A 13566-nucleotide genomic window follows, 5' to 3' on the forward strand; every position below is an offset into this window, starting at 1 on the left:
CAACCAATTACATACATAATCGGTATCAACAAACTTGGCACACTATTGAGTTCTCAAACAACAGACACACCCGGCACCACCCAAACCAACGTTCAGGATCGCTCCGGAGCAACTTTTCAAACTTACCCGATCCCCGCCTCCGAAGCAAATCCATCTTTCAGGATTCCCATCGAATTGAAGACCGCCCCATACCGATTTCCAGCGCCCTAAAGAGCAACCAGATTCTGGCTTTGATTTGGGGGTTTTGGCCACCCGGTGAACAGTTCTTCACTGTCTCCCCCGCGGCGACTCAGAAAACAATACACGCACACAACCCCCACCGCAAATCGGGCGGAAGGAGGTGGTGAATCCGCGGAATTCCGGGGCAGGACGGCCGTTCCGGGCACCCAAGCAGCCTGCCGGCGCCGTAATTGCGCTGTGTGTGCTGCCGCACACTGCGCCGCCGCGGCCATGACTGTCGCCGAACCCACTAACCGAACGAGCTGTGGACGCCTCCCCAAACGGGAAGCGTCCACAGCTCTACCTGGTGACTACCTGCTACTTGGCAATACCGCCGTGTTTGCTGCAGGCGCCCTGCCTCGTCGTGGACGGCCACACGTAGCCGTCACTGCAGATGATCGCACCCCCGACATTGGGCACAGTGACTGCCGGAGCCTTTGCCGCTTGCTGCGCTGCCTGGTCGGCTGCTGCCTTGGCAGCTGCGTCCCGGGCCGCCTGATCGGCTGCAGCTTTTGCAGCGGCAGCCTGGTCGGCGGCGGCTTTGTCAGCTGCCGCCTTTTCAGCAGACGCCTTCGCGGCTGCAGCCTGTTCGGCTGCAACCTTCGCAGCTGCTGCCTTTTCAGCGGCGGCCTTCTCCGCCGCCACGTCGTCGAGGTTCTTGACGCCGAGGTGCACTGTGGAGCCCTTGGCAGCCTGCGCCCCGTTGGCAGGATCCTGGGAGATCACCTGCCAGTTGCTCTTGAGAATGATCGATTTGCCCTTGGCACTATCCACAGCCTCAACAGTGAAGCCCAGCTTTTCCAACTGCTCTTTCGCCTTGTCCAACGTCAGATTCACCACGGCCGGCACGACGACGGTCTCGGTTGTCTGCGAGACAGCCGTAGCGGTGGGCGTCCCGGTCGGCTGCGTCGCCGCCTGCTTGCCGCCGCACCCTGTCAGCATGAGGCCGGTCAGCAGAACCAAAGCCAGTGAAGCCTTCATCCTGCCCATCGCTGGAACGGTGTTTTCTTTCATGTTTCCCCCTGGGAATGCTTGTGATGGTGGTAAAAATCGGGGCACGGAATGACCGGACGTGACAGGCCTACTCGCAGGCGACGCCGTCGGAGTCGCGGTCCAATGCAGGGCGGTAGCCGGCCTGCCCTGCGTATAGCGGCGCGACGCCTGCAGCCCTCGCCGCCGCGCAGTTGGCGTAGTAGGCAGCAGCGGGTGCCGGCGCTGCAGGAACCGGGGCCACGGGCGCTGGTGCAACAGGGGCAGGCGCCACTGCAGCAGGTGCGGGTGCCGGAGCGGGCGCGGGTGCCGGCGCAGGTGCGGGCGCAACCGCAGCAGGTGCCGGGGCAGGCGCAACAGGAGCCGGCGCCTGCTGGTTGGTCGGTGCCAGCTGCCCGGCGCAGTCGCCCAGGATCCGGGCAATTGCATCGTGCTCCGCCTGGGTGACCCACAGCCCGTAGGTCGCCTTCACGGAAACCTGCCGGGCAACGTACTCACAGCGGAGGCCCTTGTTCGGCGGCAACCAGGTGGCCGCATCGCCGTCGCCCTTTTGCTGGTTGGTGGGCCCGTCCGTGGCCTGCAGGTTCAGCGGATCGTTGGCAAAAGCCGTCCGCTGCTCCGCGGTCAGCTGCTGCGCGCCCTTCTGCCAGGCGTCGCTCAAGGCCACCACGTGGTCGATCTGGACGGCGCTGCTGGTCGCGGAACCCCGCACAAAGCTGATGGTCTTACCCGTGTAAGGATCGGCCAGCGTTCCCGACTGCACCTTGCACGGCACACTGTTCGTGTACGAAATGCCGGTGAGGTCGCGTTTGAGGATGTCATTTCGGGTGTCGCAGCCATTCCGGTCCACATCCGCCCACGCCTGGCCGAACTGCGCCCGGTCGTATCCGGTCTTCGGCGCGCGCCCCTTGATGGGGAGGTCAGCCAGCAGATCCAGCGCCTTGGTGGCGTAGGCAGGCTGCGCGTTGGGCGCGGTTGCTGTGACGCCGGCGGCAAGAGCGTATGGGTTCTCCGGGTCCAGTGGTTCGCCCGTGGCGTCGGCAGTGGGACTTGGCGTGGACGACGGCGACGCCTTGGCTGTCGCCGTCGGGCTCGCTGTCGCTTGGGTGGCCTTGGCGGTGCTCTCCGATGAGGCGGCCTGCAGGTCAGCGCCGGCAACCCGTGGCATTGCGACGGCACCGCCGACGAAGAGCGCCAAAGACGCTGCCATCGCGACGGCCCCGGCTTTCCGTTGTGCGGGCAGCCATGCCCAGGAGCGGCGTCCCGTGATGAGGACGTAGAGGCCGGTGAGGGCCAGCGAGATGGCCAGGACAACCAGGGCCCCCGCAAACCCGCTGCCCACTGCTGCCAAAAGCATGAACAGCGCGGTAATCGCCCCAACAATATACGTTGAATAGCGTGGTTTCCGCGGCGGCTTCGGTGCCGGAGCGGACGGAACAAACCCCATAAGGGTTTCGTAGTCGGACATTCTTTCCCCATTTACAGGAGGCCCGGAAAACGGCGCCCCCGCATTTGCCGGGCCTGCTGCTTAGCCCGGGAAACTTATCGTCGATGAGCCTATGCCGCATGGAGTAAGGCATAAGGGGCATTTCAGGATCCTCAGTGAACATTCAGGCAGTCTTGATGCGAACTTGAGGAAAGGCTGTCGCAATACGGCGTCGCTGCTTAATAATTTGCGGATGACAAGTCCGCCGGCGGCCTTTCAGCCGCCATTCCCTTGTAACAAACCCGAAGATAGAGTGGCCTGCATGCAGATGCGCCTTGAGGTTGTACAGGTCCCGGTTTCAGACGTCGACAAATCAAAAGCGTTCTACACGGAAAAACTGGGATTCATTCTGGACCACGATGTGGAGCACATCCCGGGCATGCGCGTGGTCCAACTGACTCCCCCGGGTTCTGCCACATCAGTGGTGATCGGCACTGGCATGACCACCATGACGCCGGGCAGCCTGGAGGGCCTCCAACTGGTCGTTCCCGATCTCACCGAAGTCCGCAGCGAGCTGGTCCGGCGCGGCGCGGATATCAGCGAGATCCAGGACCTTGGCGGCGTCCTGTTCGCCTACTTCAGCGATCCTGACGGCAACCGCTGGGTCATTCAGGGCCAGACGCAGGAGCACGTCCGGGACGCACACAGAGCGTAGTAAGAGCGGGCGCCACCCACAACACCACCAAAGCGGCGCGGGCGTCACCAGCGGCGCCCCGTTACGACGACGGCGCCGCTGCCTCCCGGGGCTCCTCTACGTCCTGGACCACCTCGTTGTGGCGCAGGAACCAGGGTTTGAACGGCGGGTCAAAGCGGGCGAACCTGGGCGCGCCCACCGGAGTCAGGCCGGCCAAGGTGAGGGCTGCCTGCAATCCGTTGTTGCGCCGCTCAAAGGCCGATGCCGAACCGCTGCCGGAGAAGCCCAGCACTGCGGCCAAAGAACCGCGCACCGCCCGCACCCTGACCTTGGGATCGTCGGGCACCGGAGCGGTGTCCGCGCTCACGCCGGCGGGCAGGACAAAGGCGACCGAAAATTCGGCGGCCTGCCCGGCGCCGGGCAGCGGACCGCTTTGGAGTACGGGCGTCGTCATTGCGAGCTTCTGCGGTCCCGCTTCCTGGAGCACCGGGGCGGTCATGGCAAGTTTCTGCCGGGCAGTGTTGCTGCCGCTGATGTAGTTGAAGAGATACCGGAAGGCCGCGTTGCCGGCGCGGTCAAAATCCGCTTTCACGGTTACCTCGGCCACTACGTAGTCCGGATACCGGCGCAGCTCGAAGTGAGGATAGCGCCGGACCACATCATAGGGCTGCTGTTCAGTCATGGTGCGCACAGCCTACGCCGGTCCGGAAGCAGCGGACAGACCCGGGACAGGCACCGGACCGCCACAAGGCCCGGCTACACCACCTGCTGCGTCCGGCGCGCCCGGAATTTAGCCCGCAGGACAGCGCTGCCGACCAGGACGGCGAACAGGAGCCCAATGAGACCGAAGATGACCGTCAGGACCAGCCCGGCACCGCGCAGCCACACCCCGTCGCTCTCGTAACCGGGCACAATCGCCCGGCCAGGATCATTTTCGGCATAGGTGACGGTGACGCTGCTGCCCACCACGGGATGCTGGTCGTGGTCCACGGCCGCGAACGTCTTGCGGGGCACCCCATCCGCGGCCGTGTAGTCGACCCTGATCCTGCGCTCCGAAGCCTTGGTGACGTCGTCGAAGTGGACGATCGTTCCGGTGGCCTGCGCCCCGGTCCGTGCAAGCTCTTGATCAGAGTTGATCATGAAGCTGCCCACGCCGATCATCACCGGCCCCAAGCAAAGGACCAGGACGGTCACGGCCAGGTTCAGTTTCCCCTTCCACGACAGCCACGGCTTACGGTTTCCGTCAGTTCTGCGCCCAGTCACGGCTCCCATTGTGCCGGAGCTGTCACCAAGACCACATCCGCATCCATTGCCTCCGGCAACCAGCCGGAGCATAATAGTTAGCAGAACTAATTAGCATTGCTAATAAACACCGCAGGAGGCGCATCCACCTACATGTCCCCGACTCAGACGCAGAACCAGGCAACCGCAGACCCCACCGCCCCGGATACCCTCGCCATCGATCTCCGCACCGCCGTGATGCGCACCTCGCGCCGGCTCCGCGTTGAGGCAACAGGCGAAATCATCACCCCCGGCCAGTACACGGTACTGGCACTGCTCAACGGCAGCGGTCCCAGCACCCTGCGCGCGCTGGCCGAAAGTGAACACGTCCAGGCACCGTCCATGACCAGGATCGTCAATGCCCTCGCCGACCAGGGCTTCGTTACCCGGTCGGCCAATCCCGACGACGGCCGGCAGGTCCGCGTGGAGATCACCGGTGCCGGCAGGAAAGTCCTGGCAGAGGCCCGAAGCCAGCGCACCGCGTGGCTGGCCCAGCGCGTGGCCGGACTCAGCGAGGAAGACCGGCTCACCCTCAGCCGCGCGGCCCGCATCATGCAGGAAATGAGCGGCAAATGAGCGCGATGTTCCGGGCCCTGGAGAACCCCAACTACCGCATCTGGGCCAGCGGCGCGATCGTCTCCAACATCGGCACCTGGATGCAGCGCGTGGCCCAGGACTGGCTGGTCCTGACCGTCCTCACCGACCACTCAGGTGCCGCCGTCGGCCTCACCACGGGCCTGCAGTTCCTGCCTATGCTGCTGTTCGGGCCCTACGGCGGGGTACTGGCGGACCGCTACCGCAAGCGCATCATCCTCATGTGGACGCAGCTGGCCATGGGCTTCACGGCCCTCGCCATCGGCCTCCTGGTGGTCACCGGCACCGCCCAGCTGTGGCACGCCTACGTTGCCGCCTTCTGCCTGGGCGTGGCCAGCGCCGTGGATGCACCCGCACGCCAGGCCTTTGTTTCCGAACTGGTGGGCCAGGACAACATCTCCAACGCAGTGGCGCTTAACTCGGCGTCCTTCAACACCGCCCGGCTCACCGGTCCTGCGATCGCCGGCGTGCTCATCGCCTGGGTGGGTACCGGCCCGGTGTTCCTCCTGAACGCCGCGAGCTTCGCCGCCGTCCTGGTCTCGCTGTTCCGGATCCGCACCACGCAGCCTGCCCCCGTTGCCAAGGGAGACCGGAACAAACACCAGGTGGCCGAGGGCATCCGTTACGTGCGGCGCCGTCCGGACCTGATGCTGATCATGGTCCTGGTGGGCATCCTCGGCGCGTTCGGCATGAACTTCCCGGTGATCAACTCGCTGATGGCCACCACGGAATTCAGCATGGGCCCCAGCGAATTCGGGCTCCTCGGCTCCATCATGGCGGTGGGCACGCTGGCCGGCGCCCTCCTGGCGGCGCGCCGTTCCGGACCGCGGCTGCGGTTTCTGCTGGGCGGGGCACTGGGACTGGGGGTCTTCACCATACTGGGCAGCATCGCGCCGAACTTTTGGGTGTACGCGGCCATCCTGATTCCCGTGGGCCTGGCGTCCATCACTTTCCTTAACAGCTGCAACACCAGCATCCAGCTCTCCGTGGAGCCACAGTTCCGGGGCCGCGTACTGGCCCTCTACCTGGCCATCCTCCAGGGCGGCACCGCCATCGGTTCGCCGCTGGTGGGTTGGATCGGCAGCGAGTTCGGCGCCCGCTGGTCCGTCGCGGTAGGCGGCATCGTGGTGCTGCTCGCTGGCATCGCCGCCGTCATCGCGGTCACCAGGCGCAACCGGCTCACCCTTCGCGGCGCACTCCGGATGGCCCTCGGCAGGCGCGAGCCCGCAGTCTGAGCCCACTGCTGCGGTGGCGAGGCTTCACTGTTGCGGGGCGGCCACGATGTCCACCGAGATTTCGACGACCGGCACCGTTCCCTTGTTCTCGAGCCAATGGGTGGTGTGGCGGTCCTCCTGCCAGCCCACCCCCGGCCCGTACTCGGTGACCCGGCCGTCCCGGTGCTCCGTGATGGTCCCCTGCAGGACATAAACCGTCCCGGGCCGGCCCACGTGGTCATGGAGGGGCCCGAAGACTCCGCCAGGTTCGATGGTCACCATCCGCATGCGGAGTTGGCGCCCTTCCATGCCCTCGATCTCCCCGGCAAGATCCACCGTGGCCAGAAGCTCCATGGAGACGCCCTTCGTCTCCGGCACCGCCTCTTCCGCACCCAATGCCATCCCTTCCTTCCGTACCGCTGACGACGGCGGCGCCGGCCTGCCGCTGCCACGCGCCCGGGTGCGGGTGCTTTAGGCGGCAAGTGCCGGCGTCGACCGTTTTATTGCTGAACCTCCTGCTGCAAGCCTTGGCCGTCAGGACGGAATGGAGGAGATGTTCAGGATGTTGCCCTCGCTGTCCAGGAACCACGCTGCCTGGCCGTACCCCTCCATCGTTGCGATGCCGTTCTCGGTCTTCAGCCCTGGCATGTCGTAATCCTCGAAAACGACGCCGCGGGCCCGGAGTTCGTCCACGTCCCGCTGAACGTCGTCCGTGGCCCAGCCAATTTGCGTGTTCTTGGCCGAACCGGCGTTGTCCGTCTGGTAGATCAGGAACGAGGTTCCCTTTCCGCACCGGTAGACAAGGCCGCCGTCCGCCATTGTCCGCTCGGGCTCAAACCCCAGCTTGTCCCGATAAAAATCCCGCGCCCGGTCGATGTCCTTGGCCGGCAGCACAGCCATGACTTCCATATCTTTGAGCATGACGAATCTCCTTGTGCTCTGATGGCGTTGCTCTCCCCCTGAAATGGTCCGGCCGTCCCCCGCCGGGCGTCGTGGCCGTCCTTCCCGCCGATTGCCGGGGCGGCCGCCTGGAACCCCTGGGTCCGCCGCGGCGCAGAACAGCAGCGGGAGGTTCCCGAAGTCTACGAGGCCATTATGGGACCGAAAATCCCACGACGGAATAGGGGATTTAAACGGCTCGGAAACGGCCTCCCCCTGCTACTTACGTGCCACCCAGATTGCTTTACGCAGGGCAGCGCCGGCTACGGATACGAGGGGCACCAGGCATACCAGCGCGGCGATGGTGTTGGGGCGGAAGGCCGGACGCCCATTAACCGTCCGGTAAATTCCCAGGGGCACAACGAACCCGCCGCCGCCCCCGCCGGAGGCGCCATCCTCCGCTTCGGTGCCACCACCGAAACCGAAGGACACCAGCGCCACGGGCACGATCTCCTCCCCGCCCAGGTTGACGGGGGTGCCGTAGGCGCGCGTCACGCCCATGTTCTTGAAGGATTCCGCAAGGGACGCAAGAGTGTCAGCCATGGCCTCACGTTAGATGGCCAGGCGTGGCTGCAGGTAGGACCATAAGTCCTGAGGAGCGTCCTGATGCACCGGGAGGCAGGGGCCCCTGCCGTGCCGGCCGGCGTCGTCTGCTTCTTTACTTCCGGATCTCGGCCATCCGCAGCCGAACAATGTCTTCCAGCACGTCGTCGGGCACGGGATGGTCCGCGGTGAAGCGGATGGTCCCCTTGGACAGCGAGTACCCTTCCAGGCGTCCGGCCACCGCTTCCACCACCGCGCCGGAAAAGGGAAAGATCGAAAGGTGTCTTGCCGCCGCGACGGCTGCCAGCAGCGGTTTGCCGTCGAGTTTCAGGGCGGGCATGCCGTAGCTCATCCCTTCCGTGGCCTCGGGAGCCAGAGAGCGTACCGTCTCCACCACATGCTGCAGGCAACTCCGGTCGGGTTCATCCAGCGCAGCCAGCGCCTCGTCCACGGCGCCCAACGGGAACCTCAGCTCTTCCTGGCCGCAACCGTGGAGGCCAGTGCGGCGAGGCCTCGCTCGAAGTCGGCGCCCACCATCTTGTCCATGTCCATGAACAGTGCGAACACCCTGCCCAGGCCCTTGTTCTCGCCCGTCATCCGCCAGGTCACCTCGGTACCGGTGTCCACCGGGGTGAAGCTGAACGTGGTGGGGTTCAGTGCCTTGAACGGCCTGGTGAACTGCAGCCGGATCCGGATCAGGCTGGCGGGTATGGATTCTGTGATTTCCATGGTGCCGCTGCCGGCCTTGCGGTTGCCGCTCCACTCGTACCCCGCGCCGGCGCAGGCCTCGTTGCCGAAGTAACGGCGGCTCATGCCCGGGTCAATCGTTTCCCAGGGGGACCAGGCGGTCCACTCATGGAAGTTGTTCACCAGCGGGAAGATCTCTTCTGCGGAAGCGGGGATGACAGCGCTGCGGCGGACTTCAAAAGTGGACATGGGCCCAGCATAGGGGCCGGAGCCGCTGGCGTTAAGGGAGGACCACGTTCACGGGGTCCTTGCCCTCGAGCAGGAGGCCGATCTGCTTCCTGAGCAGCCGGACCATCCGGGGGAACATGGCCGAGCTGGCGCCGCCGACGTGCGGGGTGATGAGCACGCCCGGTGTGGTCCACAGCGGGTGGTCCGCCGGCAGCGGTTCCGGGTCGGTCACGTCCAGGGCGGCCCGGAGCCGGCCGCTCGACGTCTCGGCGAGGAGGGCGTCGGTGTCCGCCACAGGGCCGCGGGCCACATTGACCAAGAGGGCTCCGTCCGGCATGGCCGCGAGGAACTTGGCGTCCACCAGCTGCTGGGTCTGCTCACCGAGCGGAACACTGACCACCACGATCTCGTGCAGCGGCAGCTGCTCGTAGAGCGAATCGATTCCGTGGATGGTCCCGCGCTCGTCCTCACGGGCGCGGCTGGCCATCCGGGTGACGTCGGTTTCGAACGGCAGGAGCCGGGCCTCGATGGCCTTGCCCACTCCCCCGTATCCCACCAGCAGCACCCGCCGGTCGGCCAGGCTGGGCCGCTGGCTGTTGTCCCACGCTCCGGTTTCCTGGTTCCGGACAAAGTCCGGAATGCCCCGCTGGGAGGCCACCATCATGCCCACGGCGAGCTCCGCCGTCGACGTCTCATGGACGCCGGCCGCGTTCGCGAAGGTGATTCCGGCGGGCAGAACTGCCGCGACGCCGTCGTACCCGATGGACTGGCTCTGCACCATGCCCACGTCTACGCCCTCCAAAGCGGCGAGCGCCGACGGTTTGCCCATGTAGCCGGGCACCAACAGGTCCAGCCGGCCCTCCGGCGCGGGTCCGTCCAGGTCCCACAGGACAAACTCGACGCCGTCAATGGGGGTGAGCGCGTCCAGCAGGTTCTGGGCGGGCAGGCAGACGCGCAGCGGGGCCGTCACGCGGCGACCATCAGAATGTGCCATTGGGCAGGGCAGCAAGTACTCATGGGGGTCTCCAGGGTTCCAGGCCCGGCGCAGCTGCAGCGGGCGTTAAAGTTCCTCAACCAACCTACCCCCGGCACCGCCCACGCCGATTTTTTTCGCTACGCAACACGCCTCCGCCGGACCCTGTCACGTCCATGACAGGCCCTTCAATCCTGTAAATTTAAGGGAGGAATTGTCCGGCCAGCGAGCCGCTTTCCAACCCCACCCTTTGAATGGACGCTCCCCCATGTCTTCCGCGATTTCCGCGCCGTCCCCTGCCCGTTTTCCCTACGCCGCAATGGTGGTCCTGGCCACCATTGCGTTCACGGCCATCACCACCGAACTCCTCCCCTCCGGGCTGCTGCCGCAGATCAGCACCGGCCTTAGCGTCTCCGAGCCGGTGGCCGGTTATCTTGCCGCTGCCTACGCCGCCGTCATTGTTGTCACGGTGGTTCCGGCGGCACGGCTGCTGGGGAAGATCCCGCGGCATGCCCTGCTGGTGGGGCTGGTCCTGACCTTCGCGCTCAGCAACGCACTGGTGGGACTGGCACCGGACTTCACGTCGGCGATGATCGCGCGGCTGGTGGGCGGGCTGGCGCACGGGTTGCTCTGGACCACCATGGCGCCGTTCGTTTCCCGCGTGGTTCCGGCTGACAAAGTGGGCAAGGCGCTGGCGATCGTGTTCAGCGGCAACAGCCTGGGCTTGGCCATCGGCGCGCCGGTGGGCACCGCCCTGGGCGGATTCCTGGGCTGGCGTGCCGCGTTCCTGGTCCTCGCCGGGTTCGGCGTGGTGCTGACGGTCCTCGCGTTTTGGCTGCTTCCGCGCGTCCAGCGCATTTCCGACGCCGCCCGTCCGTCCCTGCGCAAGGCGATCGGCCAGCCAGGCGTGAAGTCGGTGGCGGTCGCCTGGCCGCTGCTGGTCCTGGCGCACTTCGCCCTGTTCACATACATTGCACCCTTCATCCGCGAGGCGAACCTCCCGGACTATGCCACGAGCCTCTCCCTCACGGTGCTGGGCGGGTCCGGCCTGCTGGGCATTTGGATTGCGGGGCTCACCGTGGATTCGCGGCCCCGCCGTTCGCTGCTAATCACGACGGCGGCCATCGCCGCATCGATGTTCCTCCTGCCGCTCGCCGTGGGTAACCTGCCCGTGGCCCTGGTGCTGATGACCATCTGGGGGGCGGGCCTGGGCGCCATCGGCATCTACAACCAGTCCGCGATCCTCCGGGCCGGCGGGGAGTACAGCGAAGCCGCCAACGGGCTCACGGTCCTGACCATCCAACTGGGCATCACCATCGGCGCGCTCTACGGCTCGGCGGCCCTGGTGGTCGGCGGCCCGCTGCTGGTTCCGGCCGCGGCGGCAATCCCGGTGGTCGCCGCATTCGTGATCACCCTCGCCGGCAAGCGGTACGCTTACCCGCCGGGCCCGCGCGAGCGCATCTGGTTGGAACCCCGGCCGGTCACCGACAAGGTCAAGGACCCCGCCTGATCCCTGCATCGATTGCTCCGTAAACGTCGTTTTGAGCCGCCAAAACGGCGTTTACGGAGCAATCGATGCGGGGGCAGGGCAGAACCTGGCGTTAATCTCCCCTCCAACTGGGTGCATCCCTGGCGCAACCTGGCCGCCCTAACGTTGGCGGGTCACCCGGCACCGCCGGAACCCGTCACCCAGGAGGAACCATCCCCATGCGCACAGTCCTGACCGCTGCGGCAACCGCCGCCCTGCTCGCCGCCGCCATCGCCTCCCCCGGCGCCGCCTTTGCCGCCGAAACCGCTGACGCCGGCACGCCGTCGTCGAACGCTGCCGGCACCGCCAGCTCAGCCATCAAGACGAACGAGCGCAACGGCTCCTTCGACCTCCAGGCGCACCGGGGCGGGCGCGGCGAGTGGACCGAGGAGTCGCTGGCGGCGTTCGGCAACTCCCTGAAGCTCGGCGTCAGCACCCTGGAACTGGACACCCACCTCACGGAGGACGGGAAGATCATCGTCTGGCATGACGACACCATCCAGGCCAACAAGTGCATCGACACCGCCCCGGCCACCGCCGGCGACCCGGAGTTCCCGTACGTCGGCCGCAGGGTGGCGGAGTTGTCCCTGGCCCAGGTCAAGACCCTCAACTGCGGCTTCACCCAGCTGCCTGGCTTCCCGGAGCAGGACGTGATCGAAGGGAACCGCATCGCCGAGCTCAAGGACGTCTACCAGCTGGCGGAGCAGTACAACGCCAAAAAGGTCCGCTTCAACGTGGAGACCAAGGTGGAGGACGGCAAGGCCGGCGGCGACGGCATGGTGGCGCTGACCAAGGCCGTGGTGGCAGAAGTGCAGGCGTCCGGCGCTGCGGACCGCACCACCATCCAGTCCTTCGACTGGTCCTCGCTGAACCTCACCAAAAAACTGGCACCGGAACTGACGCTCGTTGCGCTTTCGAGCGGGGATAAGTGGATGCAGGTGGGCCAGCCCGGTGCCGCGCCCGAGCTGGGCGGCATCGACATCGACACCTACGGGGGCTCCCTTGCCAAGGCCGCAGCCGCCCAGGGGTACAACGTCATCTCCCCCACGTTCAGCTCCGTCACCCCGCAGATGATCGCCGACGCGCACCAGCTGGGCCTCGCCGTCATCCCCTGGACGGTCAACAAGCCCGCGGACATGGAGCGGCTGATGGACCAAGGCGTGGACGGCATCATCACCGACTACCCCACCCGCCTGCGCACCCTCATGGATGAGCGCGGCCTGAAGCTGCCCAAGGCCTACGCCCCGCAGGCATAGTTCCGAGGATCAGGGCCATCCATCAAAGCACGACGGCGGCTGCCGGACTTCCGCTGGGGGAAGCCCGGCAGCCGCCGTCGTCCGCCCAGGCCACAGGGCTCAATCCCGGTTTTTGGCCACGGTAAACAGGAACGTTGAGTCCTCCTCGGCATGCAGGCTGTGCAGGCCCGGCGGGACGATCAGCAGGTCGCCGGCCTTGCCCTGCCATGACTCGCCGCCGGCCTTGAGGCTAACGCAGCCCTGGATCACGAAGACCGTGGCGTCGCCGGGGTTCTGGTGTTCACTCAACTGGGTTCCGGCCTTCATGGCCATGACCGTCTGCCGGAGGATCTTTTCGTGGCCGCCGTACACCGTGTCCGCAGCGCGCCCATTGCTGGACGTAACCGCCGCCTCGAGCTGCTGCCGGGCCAGCGCGTCGATCGATATCTTCTGCATGCGCCCAAGGCTACCCGCGTTCACGGCCCCTGGGGGCCGGTTTCTTCCAGTCGGCGCAGGCTGGAAATCCCCTTTGCAGGGGATGGAGCGCCGGTGGGGCCGGGCCTACCCTTCGAGCATGAACACCGTGTCGCAGATCTTCGCGGTGATGGCCGCGGCCATCTATATCTTCGTCTTTCCGGTGGAGAGCTTCCTCCTCCGCCGCAACAGGTGGGCGCAGAAATTCCTGAGCACGCCGCCGGAGAACGTCTCCGCCGTGATGATGTGGGCCATCCCCACCGGGTACCGGAACCTGCTGGTTGCGCTGGGGGTGATCGCGGGCGTGGTCGCCGCCAACTCCGGCCACCTGGTGGTGGGCTACACACTGGTGGTCTACTGCTGCGCCAACATGGTCCTCACTGCTCCAACCATGCTGCTGGCAGACCTCCAGGGGCACTATCCCCGGAAGTGGGACAGCGTGCCGGGGACCCTCGCAGCAACGGTCCCTGCCCTGGTGGCCTTGCTCCTGCTGCCCTTCGGTCCGTAGCTTCTGCGGGGCACGGTCCACAGCCGCCGCTGC

17 protein-coding genes are annotated in these 13566 nt (G+C 66.2%); 6 read left to right on the plus strand and 11 right to left on the minus strand.

Annotated features, from left to right (window positions below; translation table 11 throughout):
- Nucleotides 1–537 precede the first annotated feature (537 nt).
- Nucleotides 538–1278, minus strand: a complete 741-nt coding sequence (locus PUN51_RS19385) for a PASTA domain-containing protein (protein WP_275182201.1) — start codon at nt 1276–1278, stop codon at nt 538–540.
- A 22-nt stretch (nt 1279–1300) separates the two neighbouring features.
- The gene (locus tag PUN51_RS19390; protein WP_441296774.1) at nt 1301–2677 is read right to left on the minus strand and encodes a GmrSD restriction endonuclease domain-containing protein; all 1377 of its coding nucleotides are present in this window, start codon (nt 2675–2677) and stop codon (nt 1301–1303) included.
- A 280-nt stretch (nt 2678–2957) separates the two neighbouring features.
- Here PUN51_RS19390 and PUN51_RS19395 point away from each other — a divergent pair, with 280 nt between their 5' ends.
- Complete coding sequence (locus tag PUN51_RS19395; protein WP_275182203.1) at nt 2958–3350, plus strand: VOC family protein; 393 nt, start codon at nt 2958–2960, stop codon at nt 3348–3350.
- Between the two features lie 61 nt (nt 3351–3411).
- Here PUN51_RS19395 and PUN51_RS19400 read toward each other — a convergent pair whose 3' ends face one another.
- Together PUN51_RS19400 and PUN51_RS19405 are read right to left on the minus strand one after the other, a co-directional pair.
- Complete coding sequence (locus PUN51_RS19400) at nt 3412–4011, minus strand: SOUL family heme-binding protein (RefSeq protein ID WP_275182204.1); 600 nt, start codon at nt 4009–4011, stop codon at nt 3412–3414.
- A gap of 74 nt (nt 4012–4085) precedes the next feature.
- A complete protein-coding gene (locus PUN51_RS19405; protein ID WP_275182205.1) occupies nt 4086–4592 on the minus strand; it encodes a DUF3592 domain-containing protein in 507 nt (168 codons plus the stop codon).
- A 132-nt stretch (nt 4593–4724) separates the two neighbouring features.
- On the opposite strand from PUN51_RS19405, the gene PUN51_RS19410 reads away from it, so the two are divergent.
- Together PUN51_RS19410 and PUN51_RS19415 are read left to right on the plus strand one after the other, a co-directional pair.
- Nucleotides 4725–5186 (plus strand): MarR family winged helix-turn-helix transcriptional regulator, encoded by a 462-nt coding sequence (locus PUN51_RS19410; protein ID WP_159632756.1) that lies wholly within the window; start codon nt 4725–4727, stop codon nt 5184–5186.
- Nucleotides 5183–6439: an MFS transporter gene (locus tag PUN51_RS19415; RefSeq protein WP_224025229.1), complete on the plus strand. Its 1257-nt coding sequence runs from the start codon at nt 5183–5185 to the stop codon at nt 6437–6439. Before PUN51_RS19410 ends, PUN51_RS19415 begins: the two co-directional genes overlap by 4 nt.
- Nucleotides 6440–6463: 24 nt before the next feature.
- Here PUN51_RS19415 and PUN51_RS19420 read toward each other — a convergent pair whose 3' ends face one another.
- From PUN51_RS19420 to PUN51_RS19445, 6 genes are all read right to left on the minus strand, one after another.
- A complete protein-coding gene (locus tag PUN51_RS19420) occupies nt 6464–6820 on the minus strand; it encodes a cupin domain-containing protein (RefSeq protein WP_224025228.1) in 357 nt (118 codons plus the stop codon).
- Between the two features lie 132 nt (nt 6821–6952).
- Nucleotides 6953–7339 (minus strand): VOC family protein, encoded by a 387-nt coding sequence (locus PUN51_RS19425; protein ID WP_159632758.1) that lies wholly within the window; start codon nt 7337–7339, stop codon nt 6953–6955.
- 237 nt (nt 7340–7576) lie between these two features.
- Nucleotides 7577–7900: a hypothetical protein gene (locus tag PUN51_RS19430; protein ID WP_159632759.1), complete on the minus strand. Its 324-nt coding sequence runs from the start codon at nt 7898–7900 to the stop codon at nt 7577–7579.
- A 115-nt stretch (nt 7901–8015) separates the two neighbouring features.
- Nucleotides 8016–8360, minus strand: a complete 345-nt coding sequence (locus PUN51_RS19435) for an iron chaperone (RefSeq protein WP_159632760.1) — start codon at nt 8358–8360, stop codon at nt 8016–8018.
- A gap of 8 nt (nt 8361–8368) precedes the next feature.
- On the minus strand, nt 8369–8836 hold the full coding sequence (locus tag PUN51_RS19440; RefSeq protein ID WP_275182206.1) for an SRPBCC family protein: 468 nt from the start codon (nt 8834–8836) through the stop codon (nt 8369–8371).
- Between the two features lie 31 nt (nt 8837–8867).
- Complete coding sequence (locus PUN51_RS19445; RefSeq protein WP_275182207.1) at nt 8868–9785, minus strand: 2-hydroxyacid dehydrogenase; 918 nt, start codon at nt 9783–9785, stop codon at nt 8868–8870.
- A gap of 271 nt (nt 9786–10056) precedes the next feature.
- Here PUN51_RS19445 and PUN51_RS19450 point away from each other — a divergent pair, with 271 nt between their 5' ends.
- Together PUN51_RS19450 and PUN51_RS19455 are read left to right on the plus strand one after the other, a co-directional pair.
- Nucleotides 10057–11298, plus strand: a complete 1242-nt coding sequence (locus PUN51_RS19450; RefSeq protein WP_275182208.1) for an MFS transporter — start codon at nt 10057–10059, stop codon at nt 11296–11298.
- A 197-nt stretch (nt 11299–11495) separates the two neighbouring features.
- On the plus strand, nt 11496–12572 hold the full coding sequence (locus tag PUN51_RS19455) for a glycerophosphodiester phosphodiesterase family protein (RefSeq protein ID WP_275182209.1): 1077 nt from the start codon (nt 11496–11498) through the stop codon (nt 12570–12572).
- A 99-nt stretch (nt 12573–12671) separates the two neighbouring features.
- On the opposite strand, the gene PUN51_RS19460 is transcribed toward PUN51_RS19455, so the two are convergent.
- Entirely contained in the window at nt 12672–13007 is a 336-nt protein-coding gene (locus tag PUN51_RS19460; RefSeq protein WP_275182210.1) for a cupin domain-containing protein, read from the minus strand.
- 118 nt (nt 13008–13125) lie between these two features.
- Between PUN51_RS19460 and PUN51_RS19465 the strand changes: the two genes are divergently transcribed.
- Nucleotides 13126–13533 (plus strand): DUF1304 family protein, encoded by a 408-nt coding sequence (locus tag PUN51_RS19465; protein ID WP_275182211.1) that lies wholly within the window; start codon nt 13126–13128, stop codon nt 13531–13533.
- Nucleotides 13534–13566 lie beyond the last annotated feature (33 nt).

Origin of the sequence: Arthrobacter sp. NQ4, from assembly GCF_029077345.1 — a bacterium.
Lineage (GTDB): Bacteria > Actinomycetota > Actinomycetes > Actinomycetales > Micrococcaceae > Arthrobacter.